The 18,159-nt window shown below is 61.3% G+C and carries 14 protein-coding genes; 6 read left to right on the top strand and 8 right to left on the bottom strand.

Features of this window, described 5'->3' with window-relative positions:
* Positions 1 to 4: 4 nt before the first annotated feature.
* The 5 genes from NIBR502770_RS17880 to trxA all read left to right on the top strand — a co-directional run bounded on the left by NIBR502770_RS17880 (position 5) and on the right by trxA (position 6,004).
* Positions 5 to 505, top strand: coding sequence for an NUDIX hydrolase (locus tag NIBR502770_RS17880; RefSeq protein ID WP_141158815.1), 501 nt, complete (start codon positions 5 to 7; stop codon positions 503 to 505).
* A gap of 60 nt (positions 506 to 565) precedes the next feature.
* Complete coding sequence (gene murJ / locus NIBR502770_RS17885; RefSeq protein WP_141182851.1) at positions 566 to 2,704, top strand: murein biosynthesis integral membrane protein MurJ; 2,139 nt, start codon at positions 566 to 568, stop codon at positions 2,702 to 2,704.
* 166 nt (positions 2,705 to 2,870) lie between these two features.
* Entirely contained in the window at positions 2,871 to 4,526 is a 1,656-nt protein-coding gene (locus NIBR502770_RS17890) for a discoidin domain-containing protein (RefSeq protein WP_141182852.1), read from the top strand.
* Positions 4,527 to 4,684: 158 nt separating this feature from the next.
* Positions 4,685 to 5,641: a thioredoxin-disulfide reductase gene (gene trxB / locus NIBR502770_RS17895; RefSeq protein WP_141158812.1), complete on the top strand. Its 957-nt coding sequence runs from the start codon at positions 4,685 to 4,687 to the stop codon at positions 5,639 to 5,641.
* A 36-nt stretch (positions 5,642 to 5,677) separates the two neighbouring features.
* The gene (gene trxA / locus NIBR502770_RS17900; RefSeq protein WP_141182853.1) at positions 5,678 to 6,004 is read left to right on the top strand and encodes a thioredoxin; all 327 of its coding nucleotides are present in this window, start codon (positions 5,678 to 5,680) and stop codon (positions 6,002 to 6,004) included.
* A gap of 4,136 nt (positions 6,005 to 10,140) precedes the next feature.
* On the opposite strand, the gene NIBR502770_RS17905 is transcribed toward trxA, so the two are convergent.
* From NIBR502770_RS17905 to rpmH, 8 genes are all read right to left on the bottom strand, one after another.
* Positions 10,141 to 11,454 (bottom strand): ParB/RepB/Spo0J family partition protein, encoded by a 1,314-nt coding sequence (locus NIBR502770_RS17905; RefSeq protein ID WP_141182854.1) that lies wholly within the window; start codon positions 11,452 to 11,454, stop codon positions 10,141 to 10,143.
* Positions 11,455 to 11,519: 65 nt separating this feature from the next.
* Positions 11,520 to 12,602 (bottom strand): ParA family protein, encoded by a 1,083-nt coding sequence (locus NIBR502770_RS17910; RefSeq protein ID WP_246839819.1) that lies wholly within the window; start codon positions 12,600 to 12,602, stop codon positions 11,520 to 11,522.
* Between the two features lie 89 nt (positions 12,603 to 12,691).
* On the bottom strand, positions 12,692 to 13,342 hold the full coding sequence (rsmG, locus tag NIBR502770_RS17915; protein ID WP_141182855.1) for a 16S rRNA (guanine(527)-N(7))-methyltransferase RsmG: 651 nt from the start codon (positions 13,340 to 13,342) through the stop codon (positions 12,692 to 12,694).
* A gap of 20 nt (positions 13,343 to 13,362) precedes the next feature.
* Complete coding sequence (locus NIBR502770_RS17920; RefSeq protein ID WP_141158807.1) at positions 13,363 to 13,926, bottom strand: R3H domain-containing nucleic acid-binding protein; 564 nt, start codon at positions 13,924 to 13,926, stop codon at positions 13,363 to 13,365.
* Positions 13,926 to 14,891, bottom strand: a complete 966-nt coding sequence (gene yidC, locus NIBR502770_RS17925) for a membrane protein insertase YidC (RefSeq protein WP_141158806.1) — start codon at positions 14,889 to 14,891, stop codon at positions 13,926 to 13,928. Before yidC ends, NIBR502770_RS17920 begins: the two co-directional genes overlap by 1 nt.
* 15 nt (positions 14,892 to 14,906) lie before the next feature.
* Positions 14,907 to 15,299 (bottom strand): membrane protein insertion efficiency factor YidD, encoded by a 393-nt coding sequence (gene yidD, locus NIBR502770_RS17930; protein WP_210418884.1) that lies wholly within the window; start codon positions 15,297 to 15,299, stop codon positions 14,907 to 14,909.
* Positions 15,292 to 15,702 (bottom strand): ribonuclease P protein component, encoded by a 411-nt coding sequence (gene rnpA, locus NIBR502770_RS17935; protein ID WP_141158804.1) that lies wholly within the window; start codon positions 15,700 to 15,702, stop codon positions 15,292 to 15,294. Before rnpA ends, yidD begins: the two co-directional genes overlap by 8 nt.
* Positions 15,703 to 15,742: 40 nt before the next feature.
* Positions 15,743 to 15,880: a 50S ribosomal protein L34 gene (rpmH, locus tag NIBR502770_RS17940; RefSeq protein WP_003800212.1), complete on the bottom strand. Its 138-nt coding sequence runs from the start codon at positions 15,878 to 15,880 to the stop codon at positions 15,743 to 15,745.
* 469 nt (positions 15,881 to 16,349) lie between these two features.
* Here rpmH and dnaA point away from each other — a divergent pair, with 469 nt between their 5' ends.
* Positions 16,350 to 17,771, top strand: coding sequence for a chromosomal replication initiator protein DnaA (gene dnaA / locus NIBR502770_RS17945; RefSeq protein WP_141158803.1), 1,422 nt, complete (start codon positions 16,350 to 16,352; stop codon positions 17,769 to 17,771).
* Positions 17,772 to 18,159: the final 388 nt, after the last annotated feature.

The following is an 18,159-nucleotide window of genomic DNA, read 5'->3' on the forward strand; positions in this document are numbered from 1 at the left end:
ACCGTTGCCGTCAGCAATAGGTGCGCACGTTGCCCCTGCCCAGCAGTCGGCACCGGCATCGCTGCCAACGGTTGAGGAAGTGTCGGCCGGCGGCGTGGTGGTGGACACGTCCGACGCCGAGCTGAGGGTTGCCATCATCGCCCGCCTTAACAGGGGTGGACGCCTTGAGTGGTGCCTGCCCAAGGGGCATCCGGAGGGCAAGGAAAACAACGAAGAGGCCGCGGTCCGGGAAATTGCCGAGGAAACCGGCATCGAGGGAGACATCCTGGCACCTCTGGGCAGCATCGATTACTGGTTCACCGTCAGCGGCCACCGGGTCCATAAGACCGTGCACCATTACCTCCTGCGTGCCACGGGCGGTGAGCTCACCATCGAAAACGATCCCGACCAGGAAGCCGTGGACGTGGCCTGGGTGCCCATCCAGGAGCTGGCACGGAAGCTGTCCTTCCCCAACGAACGCCGCATCGCCGACCTCGCCCGCGAGGTCCTTCCCGGGCACCTTTAAGCCCGGACGCCGCCGTCGTCATTGCGGTGTTATGCGCCCGCGGGTGAGACGATGAAGTCGATGTCAGCTACCAACTTTCCTTCCGACCGGTCCGGCCGGCCCGATGATGCCGCGCCCGACAGCGTCCCCCCTGAGCCCGCCGCACCGGACCTTGCGGAGCCTGCTGCGGCAGGCGTCAGCGAAACCCGTTCCAGCGCCATCATGGCTGCCGGGACGCTGGTGTCGCGTTTCCTCGGCTTCGGCAAGACCTGGATGCTGGGTACCGCCCTGGGCCTCGGTTCAACGGTCAATGACACGTTCATCAATGCCAACAACCTGCCCAACCTGATCTTCCTCCTGGTGGCCGGCGGCGTGTTCAACGCCGTGCTGGTCCCGCAGATCATCAAGGCCAGCAAGGCTCCGGACAGGGGAGCGGACTACATCAGCCGGCTGCTGACGCTGGCTGTCCTGCTTCTCTTCGGCCTGACTGCGCTGGTTACCCTGGCGGCCCCGGGGGTCATCGAGCTGACCACGCAGGGGTACTCCCCGCAGCAGAAGGCCCTCGCCGTCACCTTTGCGTTCTGGTGCCTGCCGCAGATCTTCTTCTATGGGCTCTACGCCCTGCTCACCCAGGTCCTGAACGCCAACGGCGCGTTCGGCCCTGCCATGTGGGCACCTATCCTGAACAACGTGGTGGCCATCGCCGGCCTGGGAATGTTCATCTGGATCTTTGGCACGAACGAGTTCAGCCCCCACACACTGGACAACTGGGGTGCCACCCAGACACTGTTGGTGGCCGGGTTCTCCACTATTGGCGTGCTGTCGCAGACGGCGATCCTGCTGGTACCCGTCTTCCGGCTGAAGCTGGGACTTCGGCCCAGGTTCGGCTGGCGCGGCGTAGGACTTGGGCACGCCGCAAAGCTGAGCGTGTGGACGCTGCTGACGGCCGCCGTCGGGCAGCTGGCCTTCCTGTATGTCATGCGCATCGCCACCATCCCCGGCGCGGAGCGCATCCGGCTGCAGGAGGCGGGGGACCCGGCCGCGTCCACCCTGCCCGGCAACGCCGTCCTCGAAGTGGCCAGCCAGCTGTACCTGCTGCCGCACTCGATCATCGCGCTATCCCTGGCCACCGTGCTGTTCAACCGCATGACCCGCGCCTCCCAGGAGGGCAACCGGGCCGAACTGCGGGATGCGCTCTCGCACGGCCTGCGGACCATGGCCGTCGCCACCGTCTTTGGTGCGCTGGCGCTGTTTGCCCTGGCCGGTCCGCTGGGCATGTTCTTCTCGGGCGGCCTGCGCCAGGACGGCGTCATGCTGGCCCAGACACTGACCATCCTGGCCCTCAGCACCCCATTCATGAGCGCCAACTTCATGATGTCCCGCGTGTTCTACGCCAACGAGGACGCCCGCACCCCGTTCTACGTTCAGCTGCTGCTCGCCGTGGTGTACGTCGCGGGTGCGTTCGGCATCCAGTTCCTGCCGGTGGGCCAGATCATCTATGCCATCGCCATCCTGTACATGGTGGGCAACATCCTTTCGGTGGTCATCAGCGCGGTGTTCCTGCGCCGCATGCTGGGGCACCTGGACGGCGCCCGGATCGCCAATTCATACATCAGGATGGGATACGCGGCCCTGGGCTCGGCAATCGCCGGCGCCGGCGCCCTCTGGCTCATGGGCAGCTACAACCCCGACGGTTTCGCCTGGAGCGGCCGCCTCCAGGCACTCGTGACGCTCATTATCGTGGGGCCGGTCATGCTGGCCGTCTACTTCCTGCTCCTCCGTGTGTTCCGTGTGTCCGAGCTCAGCGACATGCTCCGCCCCCTGCTGGGAAGGTTTGGCCGCGGTAACCAGGCCCAAGGGCCGGAAGCGGGGGACGCGCCGTCGTCCTCTCCCTCCGCTGGATCCCCTGCCCGCGGGAACCAGCCTGAGCGCGCCACCACCTCGGTGGACACCGGCCTGATCCCAAGGATTTCCGGCGAGTTCGACGCCGTCTCGTTCCGCGCCGGCCCGGACCCCCAGCGCGCGGGCGGCCGCCCGGACACGCACGACGACGGGGCACGGCAGGCTGCCGACAGCTCCTACCTGCCGGGCGAGGACCAGCCGAGCACCGCCCGCGGCGGCCTGCTCAGCGAGCAGATTCCGCTTCCGGGCCGCAGGACGTACCAGGGCAAGGCCGGTGAGAACCCATTTTTCAGTACCCGGCGCAAGCGCAAAAAGTAAGTTCCGCACCCTGTGGCGGCCGTCTTCTCCGCGGCCGTCCGGGGCGGATCGGCTAGGATCGAACAGATACAGGGGTAGTTGCATTCAGGCCGGGCCGTGCGCGCGGGCACCTGGAAAGCGGTTGCGTCATTGAGGCCGGCAATCCCGGACAGTCTAGGAGGAACACGTGTCCAACCCGATCGATGTCGGATCAGTACTGGGCGGCCGCTACAAGGTCACCGCCACAGTGTTGGCCTCGCACGACCACGATCTGGTGCTGGATGGTGTGGACCAGGTCCTGAACCGCCCGGTCAGCATCCTGGTTGCCGGACCGGAGAACACTGAGCAGGTTGCCCAGAGCGCCCGCGAGGTGGCCACGGGCGAACGTCCCGGAACGGTGCAGGTACTGGACCTTGGCGTGACCGAGGACGCCACCTACCTCATCACAAACCACACTTCGGCGGCCGATCTCCTGGACCTGGTGGTGGCGCCCAATCCGCCCTACGTCGAGCCGTTCTTCACAGACACCCTGGGCAGTGAAATCTTCGGACAGGCCCGGTCACACGAGCCTGAACCTTACGACGAGGAAGACCACGTCGAGGCCGGCTACATCAGCTACGCCGATTCACACCCCAACCCGGTTGATAACTACCGTTCAGCTCCTGAGCGGTCAGCCCCGGAACGTTCAGCTCCCGCCGTTCCGCCCAGGCCGCCGGTGAGGCCCGCTGCCCAGCAGCCCACTTCCCAGGGCCGTTCCGGGGCTGCTGCCGCAGGTGCCGCCGCTGCCGGTGCTGCCGCCGCCGGTGCGGGTGCCGCCAAGTCGGGTGCCTCGCGGATTGATCCGGATGCCACTGCCGCCCAGCCTGTGGCGCACACTGCCGCAACCGAATCGGGGCGTGCCGTCTCAGCTGAGGCGGACACGGGCCCGAACGATACTGCTGCCCCGGCCGGCAGCCCTGCTGGGGAACAGTCTTCGGCTGCTGACCAGAAGCCGAAGGTCTCCTTGTGGTCCAATGATGACTACGCTCAGTCCGGAGGCCACGACGCTTACGAGGACTCCGATGGCGCGGTGGAGGAGCAGCGTCCGGTCAAGGGCAAGGCGGCCCTCTTTGCCCGTGCGGCCGCGCCCGCTGCGGCTGGTGTGTCGTTTGCCGACCGGGATGACGATGACGATGACCGGGACGAATCCGACAATCAGCCCCGCTCAATGCGCTGGTTGGTTGGCGGGCTGTTGGCTGTTGTCCTGATTGCGGGCCTGATCTTCGCGGTTACCAATCTTGGCAGCCTCTTCACATCAGAACCACAGGCCAAACCCACGGCTGCCCCTGTTACCAGCAGTGCTCCACAAAACTCGGCAACGGCAACCCAGGCAGCCCCGTCGGCTCCGCCGGCCGTCCCGCCGGTTATCGAGAGCGTCAGCCGGCAGGGGAATTTCGATTTCGCTGCCACATTCGATGGTGACCTGGTCAAGGCCTATGACGGAAATGCCGCCAGCTACTGGTCCGACATGGAATTTGCGACCGAAAACTGGGGTGGTCTGGCTCCCCAGGGCGTCCCCCTCGTGGTGAAGCTGAAAGGCACTGCAACCATCTCCTCAATCACGCTCTCCCAGCTGGGGGGATCGGGCGGCAACATCACCGTTTACACCAACGACCGGCCCTCCACGGACGGAGCCAAGGCGGTGGGGACGAACAGCTTCACGTCCACTGACTTGAACATGCCCCTTTCGGAACCCGTCCAGGCGCAGTACGTGATCATCTCCATCAATTCCCTCCCCAAGCTTGCAGCGCCGAAGACCCGGTACGGGTACGGTCTGCGGCTCGCCGAGATCAAGGTCCAGTAGCACTCCACCACCACCATCAAGCGGGCTGGTGCTGCCTCTGTGCTGCGGGATGGCCCACGTCGCTCGGGCGCTGGAATATTCAGCAAGCGGACACAGTTGTGCCATGTGGCCGGCCTCCGAGTGGAGGCGAGTCGAAAAAGGAAGAGGTTCACGGTCCAGTGACCATCGAAGAGAAGTCGGCGTCGGACGTTCGCGACGTCATCATCGTGGGCTCGGGCCCAGCGGGCTACACAGCAGCCGTCTACACCGCCAGGGCAAACCTCAAGCCTCTGCTACTGGCTGGATCGGTAACCGCCGGCGGGGAACTGATGAATACCACGGACGTGGAAAACTACCCGGGGTTCCCGGAGGGCATCATGGGACCGGACCTGATGGAGAACTTCGAGAAGCAGGCCGCCCGGTTCGGGACGGAGATCCAGTTCGAGGACGTTACTGACCTTGAACTCGACGGCCCCGTCAAGACGGTCACCATCGCAACGGGGGAGACCTTCAAAGCAAAGGCAGTCATTCTCTCCACCGGCTCCGCCTACCGGGAACTGGGCTTGCCCAACGAAAAGCGGCTCTCAGGACACGGTGTTAGCTGGTGTGCAACCTGTGACGGTTTCTTCTTCAAGGACCAAGACATTGCCGTCATCGGTGGCGGCGACTCGGCCATGGAAGAAGCGCTATTCCTCACCAAGTTTGCGAAATCAGTTACGGTTGTTCACCGCCGTGACTCGCTGAAAGCGTCGAAGATCATGGCAGACCGTGCCCTGGCCCACGAAAAGATCAGTTTCGTCTGGAACAGCACCGTTGATGACGTCCTCGGCACGGATAAGGTAACCGGCCTTCGGTTGAAGAACCTTTTGGACGGTTCGCTGTCCGAGCTCGCTGTTACCGGAGTCTTCGTAGCCATTGGTAACGATCCCCGCACGGATCTCGTCAAGGATGTCCTGGACCTGGCTCCGGAAGGGACCATCGCAGTACAGGGGAGGAGTTCCCGGACCAGTCTTCCGGGCGTCTTCGCTGCTGGTGATGTTGTCGACCCCACCTACCGGCAGGCCATTACCGCCTCAGGTTCGGGCTGTGTTGCGGCCATCGACGTCGAGCACTATCTGGCCGACCTGTCCGCCTAATTTGCGCCACCGTAGTTTGAAAAGAAAGAGAAGGTTATGAGCAACGCAAAAGATGTAACTGACGCAAGTTTCGACACCGATGTCCTCTCTGCCGACAAGCCGGTCATCGTTGATTTCTGGGCCGAATGGTGTGGTCCGTGCCGCAAGCTCGGCCCGATCCTGGACGAGATCGCGGGGGAGTACAGCGAAAAGGTTGACGTCGTCAAAGTAAACGTCGACGACAACCCTGCCATCGCCGCGCAGTATGGGATTACCTCTATTCCGGCTGTGTACCTCTTCCAGCGCGGTGAGGTAAAGAGTACCGTCATCGGCGCCAAGCCGAAGCAGTTCTTTGAGAAGGAATTCGCCGACGTCCTCTCCTGATATGTGAGGTACCTGCAGTCGATCCTGCAGGAAAAACTTAGAAAGGTGGTCACTGCCGGCTGGCGGTGGCCACCTTTCTGCATCCCGTCCCTTTAGTAGTGGGCCCAGGCATCGGCATCGGCATCGGCGACAGTGTTTCACGTGAAACACAAAGAGCTGTCCAGGAGCGCGGCCCCATCCCGGCTTTCTTTTCGCTATTCGACTCGCCGGGCTGTGGTATTCGCAATTCGCAGGGTCCGCAGATCTACAACCGCCCAACGAGTCGCTGCACACAACGCAAAAATATCGGCTCGTGAAACGAATCTTTGCGGTCACAGGGTTCTGGCACGAATCGCGGGCAGGAAATCGAAGGATGAATGCTGTTTACGGTTACCGGGGACCATCAGCAGCATGTCCGCTTGTGCCTGGAAGCGGGCCAGGATGTCGCGCCTAAGCCGACACATTGAGAAGCGCTGGCGTTTCACGTGAAACATCTGTTCAAGAAAGATGGCACTCGGACTTCCACAGCTAGCGGCAACCGACTTATGAATCGGAACTGCCAGCCTTCGAATCTCGTGAATCTTCGCGGACGAAAGAAATGACCAGGAAGTCAAAAATTCTCTATGAATACAACAAAACTGTCTGCTGTTTCCCGCAATCGCTGTGCCGGTACTCCCCGCCCATTACGCACGCTGCGCCGAGCTGTAATTTTGCCGGTGATCCTGCTGCACTACGCCCGCAAAGTCCGTCAGCAGACGTGTGCACTAATGGAGCCGCGCTCCACGCATACCCTGGGCCCCGTTTAGATTTGCCACAAGCAAAGCAGCGGCCCAACCACGGCACGGAACGTCCGACTGCCTAAATGCGACCCCAGCTCATCAGCAGGGTCAGCCGGCGCCAGTGGCACCCACTAGAGCGCCCCAAGTGGCCTACATCTGCCATCCAAGCGACTAAGTTTCCCGCTCCCGGCCGGTGCCGTCGAAAGGATTTGTACAGCTCAGTCAACCCATACATTCCCTGCTCAGAAGCGCTATGAACCAGGATGTTGGCTTGCCCTGCTCTGGACACAGATCTGGCTCTCGATCCTCGACCGATGCTCAGCGCTTTGCGCTGCGGGTTGAGCCTAAGAATTCTCCGCGCGGCCGACGTACAGGACTTCAGTCGCATCACAGTCCCTTCTCAACTATTGCCCGACGGTGAGGCTTTTTCGACGATATCGAAGTGGATCTTCCGAAGACCTGCAATTGTTTCACGTGAAACATCGGACAGACTAGCATTCGTTTCACGTGAAACGGATAGAGCAGCGGCTTAGGCTCATTCGGGGATCGCCCAAATATCGGGGGATTGATTGATGCCTATGCTCCGGATCATCGTTGCGACTGACAGGGCACCAAGGATGTCCCTGAAGGGAATACGCCAGCCGCCGTCGTGTCTCCCGTGAGTTCCCGCTTTAGGAGGACCCAAAACCACAGATCCGCCCTGGCTCCTTGCCCAAGCCGTGTCGCCAGTAGATGGGGCAGCAAGGTCGATCTTCGTGCTTGAGCATCACCTTCACCACGCGGGCTTAGGACTACTGTTTCAATGGGACAAGACAAGGTTTGTGTCCTGGATGGCACCGCGGCAGAGGCGAGCCTCTTAGGCAGCCCTTTCGCGGCTGCCCATAAGCGAGTCCGTGCGGCTCCTGAGACGGGCGAGACGTGAAACCTGCGCCATGAAGGAAGCACGGGCCTCCAGAGCCGGGGTGGAGTTATCCACAGCGTTATCCCCAGTCGCCTCGATGGAAATCAACAGGCTTATCCACAGGTAATTGCCGGACTGGCTGCGTTCGGATGCCGGAAGCAACCCCTGACCATGTGCACCGTCCCCGCAGCGTACGGCCCCGCCCCGACCAAGGCAGGGTGCTCAACTGCAGCTTTGCGCCGCCTGCCTTACGGTCTGCTGAGGTTAATTAACCTCCATTGGGTGACGACGCCGGTGATTTCGTCGTGCATGCATTGCTGCGCTTGGTTCCACGTGAAACATCGGCAGCAGCTCGAAGGTTTCCCCTTCAGTAGTTCCGGTCACGTCGGGCAGGATGGTCCCCATTAGGGGATAGGAGGCGCGTGGCGACTCCTCTGGTTGAACGTCTATATCCACAAAGTTATCCACAGCGATATCCACCGGTTAGGATGTGCCGACTACTAGGGAAAACCCGGGTCCGGGGAGGAGGCAGCGGCGCCGGTAGTACTGCCGAGGTATGTCCGACGCGACAGGCAAGACGGGTCCGGAGTCGATACCGTCAGCCTCAGCCATCCTCGGCCACACTGCGTCGCATTATCAGCATCTATCTCCAGATCTCGCGCTAGCGCGCCTCACCCGACGCACTGTGTCAGAAGGCTCAGTTGCTTTGCGCCATGTGGGGCACTGGACAGTACGCCCATCCCGATTCCATGCGCGGTCACCGGCAATCCTGTCAAGGACACTCAATCCGCCCCATTGAGCACTCCTAACCACATCGACCTTCTCCCTGCGGGATTACCAGATCACACCCTCCCACTGATCTTGTCCAGAACCAGGGCATTGCAGCGTGCAGTTGAACGTCGGTGACGCCCCATGTTGAGACCTGGATATAGGATCATTAGCCGGTCCTCGTTAGCTGAGCGCCGCCCGGTCGACTTCGGTTCCTCACGCAAGCCGCCCCATCTAAGACGATCATCCGTTTGGCTCGACGGTGATTTTGATCCGCTGGGCCCTCTCCTCGGCCGAGGCCTCGAACGCGCACAGCAGACCGAAACGACACGTCTTGCTGGCCCAGTTTGCGCTAGCCCGATACACGGCGCAGCTGCGGGCGTTTCACGTGAAACAGTACAACCCCACTGCGCTAATACTCATAGCCGCTCTCGCCACAGCTATGGCCTTTGAGTTAGCATCGATGCGGTGGACACGTCCGGCCAATCGAAGGACCAGAATGCCACACAGGGTGCACTTGGCACATGTCCTAGAGGGAGATCTGCTCGCTCGCCATGACGCAGATCCACGTCAGCATCGGTCGGGCTCAGCTGTTTCACGTGAAACACCTGTCCTGGCAGTACGGAGCCCTACTTGAACACGCGTTTCACGTGAAACATCCAAGCAGGCGGCTTTCACCGGGCGTAGGTAGAACCAGTGCGAGCCAGCCAACCTACTCGAGATGGAGTCGATAAGATCCAATGTCGGCGCACCAAAGGACTATCCGCTGCGCCGCCTTGAGCCGCCTGTGATGCGATTTCTGCGGGGGATGACTCTTGTCGTGGTGCAACAGCCCAGATGTGACCCTTCGGGGAATTGGAGCTGACGCGCGCGACGATGTCGGGACAACGCAGTGAACAGGAGACCTCTAGGTATCTCTCAGCAGTTTGCCAGTCAGGTCCCTTGTTCTCATCAGTGAACTGGACACACCTCGGCTGACCACTACCGCAGAGTCTCTACCAGTCATCGCTTCATGGAGATTAGCGCATTCGAACCCATCTACTACGTCTGCGTTCCTTGGTCGCCCGTTATGCCGGCCGCCCCCCAGTGCCCTGACGTCAGTGGCACGGGATTCGTCAGTACTGTAGAGAGATTGAAGTACTGATACGGGTACGACGGTCCACCGGACCCCACGTCCCTCACTGACAAGTCTGCTGAGGTGTTTGAGCGAAAAGTCGGTCGCCTTCGCGCGGCGCTGAAGAGTCATCCAACAACCTGTGCGTCGTACCTACAGATGCTAATAGAAAATGCCATGACAATCCCTGGCCGAACGACTTGTGAGGAGGACCAGGCGCCTGTTTCACGTGAAACTATCGGACGCTCCATGGAGGTTCTGACCTAAGAGACAACGCAGTTGGCCGGACTTACTGAATTCGCATGAGCATCTCAAATCGGAAGATACTTACTCAAAGCTGCTAATCTGCCATTGCATCGTAATTGGGAAGTGCCGGAATGACACGGAAACGTTGTCCGCTATTAGTTGGCGCGTTCTTCCGCTTCACTACCCGGACGGTGTCAGGCTATGGGCCCAGTGTTCCTTTTTTACGCCAACGGACATACGAAAATTAAGTTGCTTCAGGACACCCGGGCGGTAGAAGCGCCCAGTGGACAAGAAAAGGCCCGATTCTCAAGGAACCGGGCCCTTTCATGTAGGCAGTTATTTGAGCCAGTTAGTTATTTGAGCCAGGAGCTAAAACGTCCATAATGCGGTTCAAATCTTCAACGCTTGCAAACTCAATGCTGACCTTGCCCTTGCGGACTCCCAATGAGATCTTGACGTTGGTGTCCAGACGGTCGGAGAGCGAGGAAGCGAGATAGTCGAGGCGCTCGTGCCTGGCGCCGGGGCGGGGGATGTTGTTCTTGGCCGGCTTTGCAGGATCCTGGTACAGGGTGACTGCTTCTTCCGTCGCCCGGACAGACATGCCTTCGGCAACGATCTTTTGGGCAAGCCGTTCCATTGCCGCCGCGTCAGGCAGGGAAAGCAGCGCCCTGGCATGGCCCGCTGACAGTACACCGGCAGCGACGCGGCGCTGCACCAGCGGCGGAAGCTTCAGGAGCCGCAGGGTGTTGGACACCTGCGGCCGGGAACGCCCAATGCGGTCTGCAAGCTGCTCGTGGGTGGTACCAAAGTCCTCCAGGAGCTGCTGGTACGCCGCCGCCTCTTCCAGGGGGTTCAGCTGGCTGCGGTGGAGGTTCTCCAGCAGTGCGTCACGCAGGAGGTCGTCATCTGTCGTGTCCCGGATGATCGCTGGGATGGTATCGAGGCCTGCCGCCTGCACTGCGCGCCAGCGGCGTTCACCCATGACCAGTTCGTAAGGTTCGCTACCATCTTCGGTTGATGTGCGAACCACGATAGGCTGGAGGACGCCAATCTCGCGTACTGAGTGCACAAGCTCGGCCATGTCATCTTCATCGAAGACGCTGCGTGGCTGCTTCCGGTTGGGGTGAATGTCAGCAACGGAAATTTCCGCGAAGCGGGCGCCGGGAACCTCAACGAGTTCAACCCCCGAGTCCGCTCCGGTGTCCACGGCATTGGGTGTAGCGGCAGAAACCGTTACAGCAGCATCTTCATCCTCCGGGGCAGGCCCGGCAGGCGTTCCAGCCGAAGGGACGGCAGCGTCTGCAGCCGACTTGGACCCCCCACGGGGAGCCTTCCTGGCCGGCTCCTTTTTCGCAGCCGACGTATCGGTACTGGCATCAGCATTGGTTTCCCCAGCACCACCCTTACCGGCAGGGGACTTTGCGTCCGCTGGTTTAACCGGCGACCGGCGAGCAGCGGCATTCGGTGCCGTATCCTTGTCCGCCTTGGCTTCAGCACGCGCTGCGGGCTGGTCCTGGGGTTCGGTCTTTTTTCGGCCCTCGGGGAAGAAGAGATCCACCGGCCGGGATACCGCCCCGCCGTTACCGGAAGACCCATTGGCTGCGGCGGAACTAGGAATCAGCGCGCCAAGACCGCGGCCTAGGCCCCGTCGCTTCTCGCTCATGGGTAAATCCCTCCAGTGATAGAGCCGGGACGAGCCTGGCTCCGTGCGTTGCGGTATTGAAGATTCTAGCGTTCGGCGATTTCCGCGGCGGCTTCCAGGTAGGACAGCGCACCACTTGAGGAAGGGTCGTACGTCATGACCGTCTGCTGGTAGCTGGGTGCCTCAGAAATTCGCACGGAGCGGGGAACGACGGCCGAGAGGACCTGGTCGGGGAAGTGCTGGCGCACCTCCGCGGCTACCTGGGCGGCCAGGTTGGTGCGGCCGTCATACATGGTGAGCAGGATGGTCGAGACAACAAGATCGGCATTGAGGTGCTTCTGGATCATCTCAATGTTCTTGAGGAGTTGGCTGAGGCCTTCCAGGGCGTAGTACTCGCACTGAATGGGAATCAGGACCTCATTGGCTGCACAGAAGGCATTGACCGTCAGCAGGCCCAGGCTCGGCGGGCAGTCAATGAAAACGTAGTCCAGCCGTTCTTCGCCGTTTTTCTCGCGTGCCTTGGCATAGACGTCGATGGCGCGGCGCAGGCGCTGTTCACGCGCTACAAGGGATACGAGTTCAATTTCGGCGCCGGCAAGGTGGATCGTGGCGGGTGCGCAGATGAGCTTTCCGATGTCCGGGCAGGGGGCCACCACATCAGCCAGCGGGACGTCGTTGATCAGCACGTCGTAGATGCTGTCCACATCGGCGTGGTGCTCGATGCCCAACGCGGTGGAAGCATTGCCCTGCGGATCAATATCGATCACCAGGACATTCAGCCCGGCAGCAGCAAGGGCAGCGGCGATGTTCACCGTCGTGGTGGTCTTGCCTACTCCGCCCTTCTGGTTGGAGACGGTAAAGATCCGCGTCTTTTCCGGGCGGGGGAGCTTCCGGCCCACCAAACGCTCACGCCGTTTGGTTTCATGGGCAAGTTCGCGTGCGATGGGACTCGAGTCATCAATGGCATCAATAACGTTGGAACGACCGGCAGAGGTTGTTTCACGTGAAACTGCACTGCTGGAAGCGGACGAAACAACCGGCTTTGGATGATTACCACCACGGCCGGGAGCCATTGCGATGCCCGCAAGCCCTGACCCAGCGACAGAACGTGCCGACCCCAAGGACACAAACGGTGGGATCCGTTGTGCGGAGGCTTCACTACTGGTCACTGGGGCACACTCACTCTCGTTCAGCCAATTTTGCTGCCGTTGTCTAGCCTAACTGCTCCGGCCTGCTGACAGCCGTCAGCGGGCCCGCATTAGGACTTCTTTTGGGACTTGTTCACCACGATGCGCACAACCGTCGTCGGCTCCTCCAGGAGGTTGTCACCTACGGTCAGTACTGACGTCTCAACGCCACCCAGCTTACGGATGGTCTTGGCCGCCTTCTCGATTTCCTCGCCCGCGCTGCGGCCCTTGATGGCTACCACTTCGCCGTGCCCTCCCAGCAGTGGGATGGTCAGGCCGGCGAGGTTGGTCAACGCAGATACGGCGCGCGCAGTCACAACGTCAGCCTCCACATGCCCAACAGCGAGTTCGGCACGGGTGCGCATCACCGTGACATTGCCCAGGCCGAGGTCATCGACAACTTCCTGAAGCCAGATAACCCTGCGCTCCAGCGGTTCGATAAGGGTGAGCTCAAGATCGGGACGCGCAATGGCAAGGCAAAGGCCCGGCAGGCCGGCGCCGCTCCCGACGTCGGCCACATGGCTTCCGCGCGCAATCTCACTTTCGATGACTGCGCAGTTGAGCACGTGGCGGCTCCACAGCCTGGGCACCTCGCGTGGTCCGATGAGGCCCCGCTCGGTACCGGACGTGGCCAGGTGCTCCACGTACCGCTTTGCCAGCTCCAGGCGATCGCCAAAGATCTTCTCAGCAGCGCGCAGCTCTGCCGCCGTGATGTCAACCATGACTATTGGTCCGGCATTCACTAGTCTGCGGAAACGACGATGTGGCGTCCGGCGCCCTCGCCCTCGGACTCGCTGACCAGGCCGAGGTCAGCCACGGCGTCGTGCACGATCTTCCGTTCGTAGGCGCTCATTGGCTCCAGGGCCACCGACTTGCCGGATTCCTTTACGGAAGCTGCTGCGTCCTCGGCGATCTTCTGCAGGTGCCCGGTGCGTTCCTGCCGGTAGCCGTTGATGTCCAGCACGAGCCGTGAACGGTTCTCTGTTGCAGACAACACTGCCAGGCGGGTGAGTTCCTGCAGGGCTTCCAGGACTTCACCGTCTTCGCCGACCAGGCTTTCGAGCCCTTCGGTCTCCTCTTCGGCAACGATGGAGATGTAGGTCCGTCCATTGCGGACCTCGATGTCGATGTCGCCGTCGATGTCGGCGATATCCAGCAGTTCCTCCAGGTAGTCGGCGGCGACGTCCCCCTCTTCCTCGAGGCGGCTGGCGGCGGAACCCTTGGCGGTGGAATCATCCTGGCCCACGGACTCGTCCTGATCTTCGATCTCTTCAGAAAGGGCGTGCTCGGTGCTCTCGGCTGACATTACTTCTTCTTCCTGTTCTTGCGCTGGGGCTGGACACGCTGTCCCTTGATCTCAACTGCGGCGGCTGCGGCGTCGTCGGCTGCCTCATCCCGCTTCCCGCTCAGAACGGACAGAGCCGGCAGGCCCTTGGCGGCACGCCGCTCGGCGAGGGCCTTCGCTGCGGGGGAACCCGGCGTCGGCATCCGGCGGATAACGAAGAACTGCTGGCCCATGGTCCAGAGGTTGGTGGTGGTCCAGTAAATCAGGACGCCGATGGGGAAGTTGATGCCACCCACGCCGAAGACGATAGGCAGGATGTAGAGCATCATCTTCTGCTGCCGCATGAACGGGCTGGCCATGGCTTCTTCGGACATGTTCTTGGCCATGATCTGCTTCTGCGTGATGAACTGCGAAGCCGTCATGGCCAGGATCATCACGATCGAGAGCACCACCACGGCTGTGTTCCCGGCACCGCCGTGCAGCAGGGCGGCGGACAGCGGCGCACCGAAAATGCTGGAGGCATCGAACTCCACCACCTGTTCGTGGCTCATCGCACCGATGCCGGCTCCCTGGTCCTTGGCCTGCGAAATGCCGGAGAGCACCTGGAACAGGGCGAAGAAGAACGGCATCTGGATCAGCATGGGAAGGCACGCCGAGAAGGGGTTGGTCCCATGCTTCTTGTACATGGCCATCTGTTCCTGGGCCATGGCCTGGCGGGACAGCTGGTCGGTTTTTCCCTTGTACTTCTCCTGCAGCTTCTTCAGGTCCGGCTGCAGCAACTGCATGCCGCGCTGGGCCTTGATCTGCTTGACGAATACCGGGATCAGCGCGGCACGGATCACCAGCACCAGCCCGATGATGGCCAACGTCCAGGTCCAGCCGTTCGCGGCGGGCATGCCGATGCTGCTCAGCCCGTCGTGGAACGCCACCATGATGAACGAAACCAGCCACTTGAACGGGCCGATTATTGCTCCAAAGATGTCCATACTTATCCCTATTCGTCAGGCCGCACTGCGGCCTTCTTCATCAGTCCGAGCAACCAGGTACCTGTCCGGATTGTTCAGCACAACAATTGTGGGGGTCTGGCCCGCGGGCCATTCCCGGCCGCCGGCGGGGACATGGTCCACTCCGCCGGCATTCCATGGGTGGCAGTGGCCAAGGCGCCGCGCTGCGAGCCAGCTTCCCTTGACGGCACCGTGGACGGTGACCGCTTCCAGGGCATAGGCGGAACATGACGGGAAGAACCGGCAGACCGGGCCGTACAAGGGAGAAACCACCTTGCGGTAGGCCATCAGCAAAAGAATGAGGATGTTCCGGGGCAGGTTCCAGAGGAACCTGCCGGCGACGGCGATCACGGTGCGGAGACGGGCGACGACGGCGGTGGCGTTAGGCACGCGGTGTCCCCTCCTGTGTTGTACCGGCTGAACCCCTGGCGGCAGCCCGCGAAGGACGGCCGGCCAGCCGGTTCAGCGTAGATTCCAGTGCAGCGTTGTAGTCCGACAGCAGCTGGTCCCAGCTGGCCGAGGCGGACGCAGGAAGCGCCCGCACGACGATGGCGAGTCCTGTACCGTGCTCGCGCAACGACGCAGCACCCGCTTCTCTCAGTCTCCTCTTAACGAGGTTTCTGACCACAGCGTTCCCTACACTCTTGGAAACAATGAACCCGATCCGGCTGGGTTCGTCAGCAGCAATAGCTGCCGCATATAACACTACGTTCCGGCGTCCATTGCGGACACCGGAACGTACAGTTGTTGAAAAATCGGTTGGGGTCCTCAAGCGGTTGCGGGCGGCCAGCACCTTAAACTCGCAAGGGAATGTCTACCGACAAGCCAGTTATTTAGGCCGACAGTTCGGTGCGGCCCTTGCCACGACGGGCTGCCAGGATGGCACGGCCGGCACGGGTACGCATACGAAGGCGGAAGCCGTGCTTCTTGGCTCGACGGCGGTTATTCGGCTGAAAAGTCCGCTTGCTCACGTTAGTTACTCCAGTGGATCAAAGGTGCGCCCACCCGATCAGTAAGGGGAAGAACTGGCCGACGCTAAGTTTTGTATATGCACGCTTCCCCCGACTGCCCAGGCGCACTGCGCCTGGATGTTCAGATGGGGCCCAAAAAGCGGACACAAAGGACTTCACAACGTTAGGGCAATTTGCAGGCCCGAGTCAAACCGGAGCGGTCCCGTACGGCCGTCCCCAGCTGTTGCTAAGTATCCCCAACAGCCTGTGGATGAAGTGGCTCACAGAGGCACTTCCGGAACCACAACCGTGTAATTATCCACAGCCAGATAGCCAGCTATCTTCTAGGCTTTTCATCACCTAGAGTGTCCCAGTAGCCGATTATCCACGGACTGTGCATAACCCTGTGGATGAAGCTGGGCCAGCACCCTGGTTCCGGACTTGGGGCTGCAGGCAATGCAGGCATAGCAAGTTTTGAGGGAACCGATTGATGACAGTAGACGAAGCCAACCACGCCAATACTGTCGGAAGTTCCTGGAGAAGGGTTGTCAGCCTGCTGGAACAGGACCACCGGGTATCACCGCGCCAGCGTGGCTTTGTCATCCTTGCCCAGGCGCAGGGCCTGATCGGTTCCACGCTCCTGGTGGCCGTCCCCAACGAACTAACCCGCGAAGTGCTTCAGACCCAGGTCAAGGAAGCCCTTGACGATGCGCTCCATAACGTTTTTTCCGAAGACATCCGCTGCGCCATCGACGTGGACACCGATCTGGTGCCCATCCACGAGGAGCCCGAGCCCGCCGTCGAACCTGCTTTCGCGCCGGACCAGGTCATCGAGCAGAAGCCGCAGCCTATGCTCCCCAGCACGTCGCACGAGTTCGGCCGGCTGAACCCCAAGTACGTCTTTGACACCTTCGTGATTGGTTCCTCGAACCGGTTCGCCCACGCCGCCGCCGTCGCTGTTGCCGAAGCGCCCGCCAAGGCCTACAACCCGCTCTTCATCTACGGTGATTCGGGCCTGGGCAAGACCCACCTCCTGCACGCGATCGGCCATTATGCCCGGCGCCTCTACAGCGGGATCCGGGTCCGCTACGTAAATTCGGAAGAATTCACCAACGACTTCATCAACTCGATCCGCGATGACGAGGGCACCAGCTTCAAGACGACGTACCGCAACGTCGACGTCCTGCTGATTGATGACATCCAGTTCCTGGCCGGCAAGGACCGGACGCTGGAGGAGTTCTTCCACACCTTCAACGCCCTGCACAACAACAACAAGCAGGTGGTCATCACCTCTGACCAGCCGCCCAAGCTGTTGGCCGGGTTCGAGGACCGGATGAAGTCCCGCTTCGAGTGGGGCCTGCTGACGGACATCCAGCCGCCGGAACTGGAGACGCGTATCGCCATCCTCCGTAAGAAGGCGCTGAGCGAGGGACTGTCCGCCCCGGACGATGCCTTGGAGTACATCGCCTCGAAGATCTCCAGCAACATCCGAGAACTTGAGGGCGCCCTGATCCGGGTGACCGCGTTCGCCAGCCTGAACCGGCAGCCCGTGGACGTGGCCCTTGCCGAGATGGTCCTGAAGGACCTGATCACGGACGACGGCGCACAGGAGATCACGTCCGCCCAGATCCTCCAGCAGACGGCTGACTACTTCAAGCTCAGCATGGAAGAGCTCTGCAGCAAGTCCCGCACCAGGACCCTGGTGACTGCACGCCAGATCGCCATGTACCTGTGCCGGGAGCTGACGGACATGTCACTTCCCAAGATCGGACAGGAACTTGGCGGCCGCGACCACACAACCGTCATCCACGCAGACCGGAAGATCCGCGAACTCATGGCCGAGCGCCGTGTGATCTACAACCAGGTGACCGAGCTGACCAACCGGATCAAGCAGCAGCAACGCGACTCCTGAATCCACACCGCGTCCGGCACTCTATACCTTATTAACAGGGCCATGTGGATAAGCCTGTGGATACTTAAGGGGACAAGCGCGGTTAATGGGCTTAAAACCCTTAAGCCGTCTGTGGATCGTCAAAAATGGCCGTTTGCGTTGTCCCCATCCACACCCTGTTTAAAACCCACTTAACGCACAGTCGGTGAACAGGGCTTAAGCGCGGAACCATGCGGCAGGACCGGGTTATCCACAGTTTCCACAGCAGTTATTAACACTACTAATCCCAAAAAATTGAAATCCCTCAAACAACAAGAACCTTCCGCTGGTCCGCCGAGGGGGCCTGCCGGCCCCTGAAGGGCCGGTCCGGTCTTGCGGGGGATGGGTTAATCCCCGATCTTCCGGCTAA

The organism is Pseudarthrobacter sp. NIBRBAC000502770, from assembly GCF_006517815.1.
In the GTDB taxonomy this organism is placed as follows: domain Bacteria; phylum Actinomycetota; class Actinomycetes; order Actinomycetales; family Micrococcaceae; genus Arthrobacter; species Arthrobacter niigatensis.

What these genes read in the sequence shown, in the direction of transcription:
- murJ (WP_141182851.1), top strand. Translation starts at nt 566, where the DNA reads ATGTCAGCTACCAACTTTCCTTCCGACCGGTCCGGCCGGCCCGATGAT.
- trxA (WP_141182853.1), top strand. Translation starts at nt 5,678, where the DNA reads ATGAGCAACGCAAAAGATGTAACTGACGCAAGTTTCGACACCGATGTC.
- NIBR502770_RS17905 (WP_141182854.1), bottom strand. Translation starts at nt 11,454, where the DNA reads ATGAGCGAGAAGCGACGGGGCCTAGGCCGCGGTCTTGGCGCGCTGATT.
- rsmG (WP_141182855.1), bottom strand. Translation starts at nt 13,342, where the DNA reads ATGGTTGACATCACGGCGGCAGAGCTGCGCGCTGCTGAGAAGATCTTT.
- NIBR502770_RS17920 (WP_141158807.1), bottom strand. Translation starts at nt 13,926, where the DNA reads ATGTCAGCCGAGAGCACCGAGCACGCCCTTTCTGAAGAGATCGAAGAT.
- yidC (WP_141158806.1), bottom strand. Translation starts at nt 14,891, where the DNA reads ATGGACATCTTTGGAGCAATAATCGGCCCGTTCAAGTGGCTGGTTTCG.
- dnaA (WP_141158803.1), top strand. Translation starts at nt 16,350, where the DNA reads ATGACAGTAGACGAAGCCAACCACGCCAATACTGTCGGAAGTTCCTGG.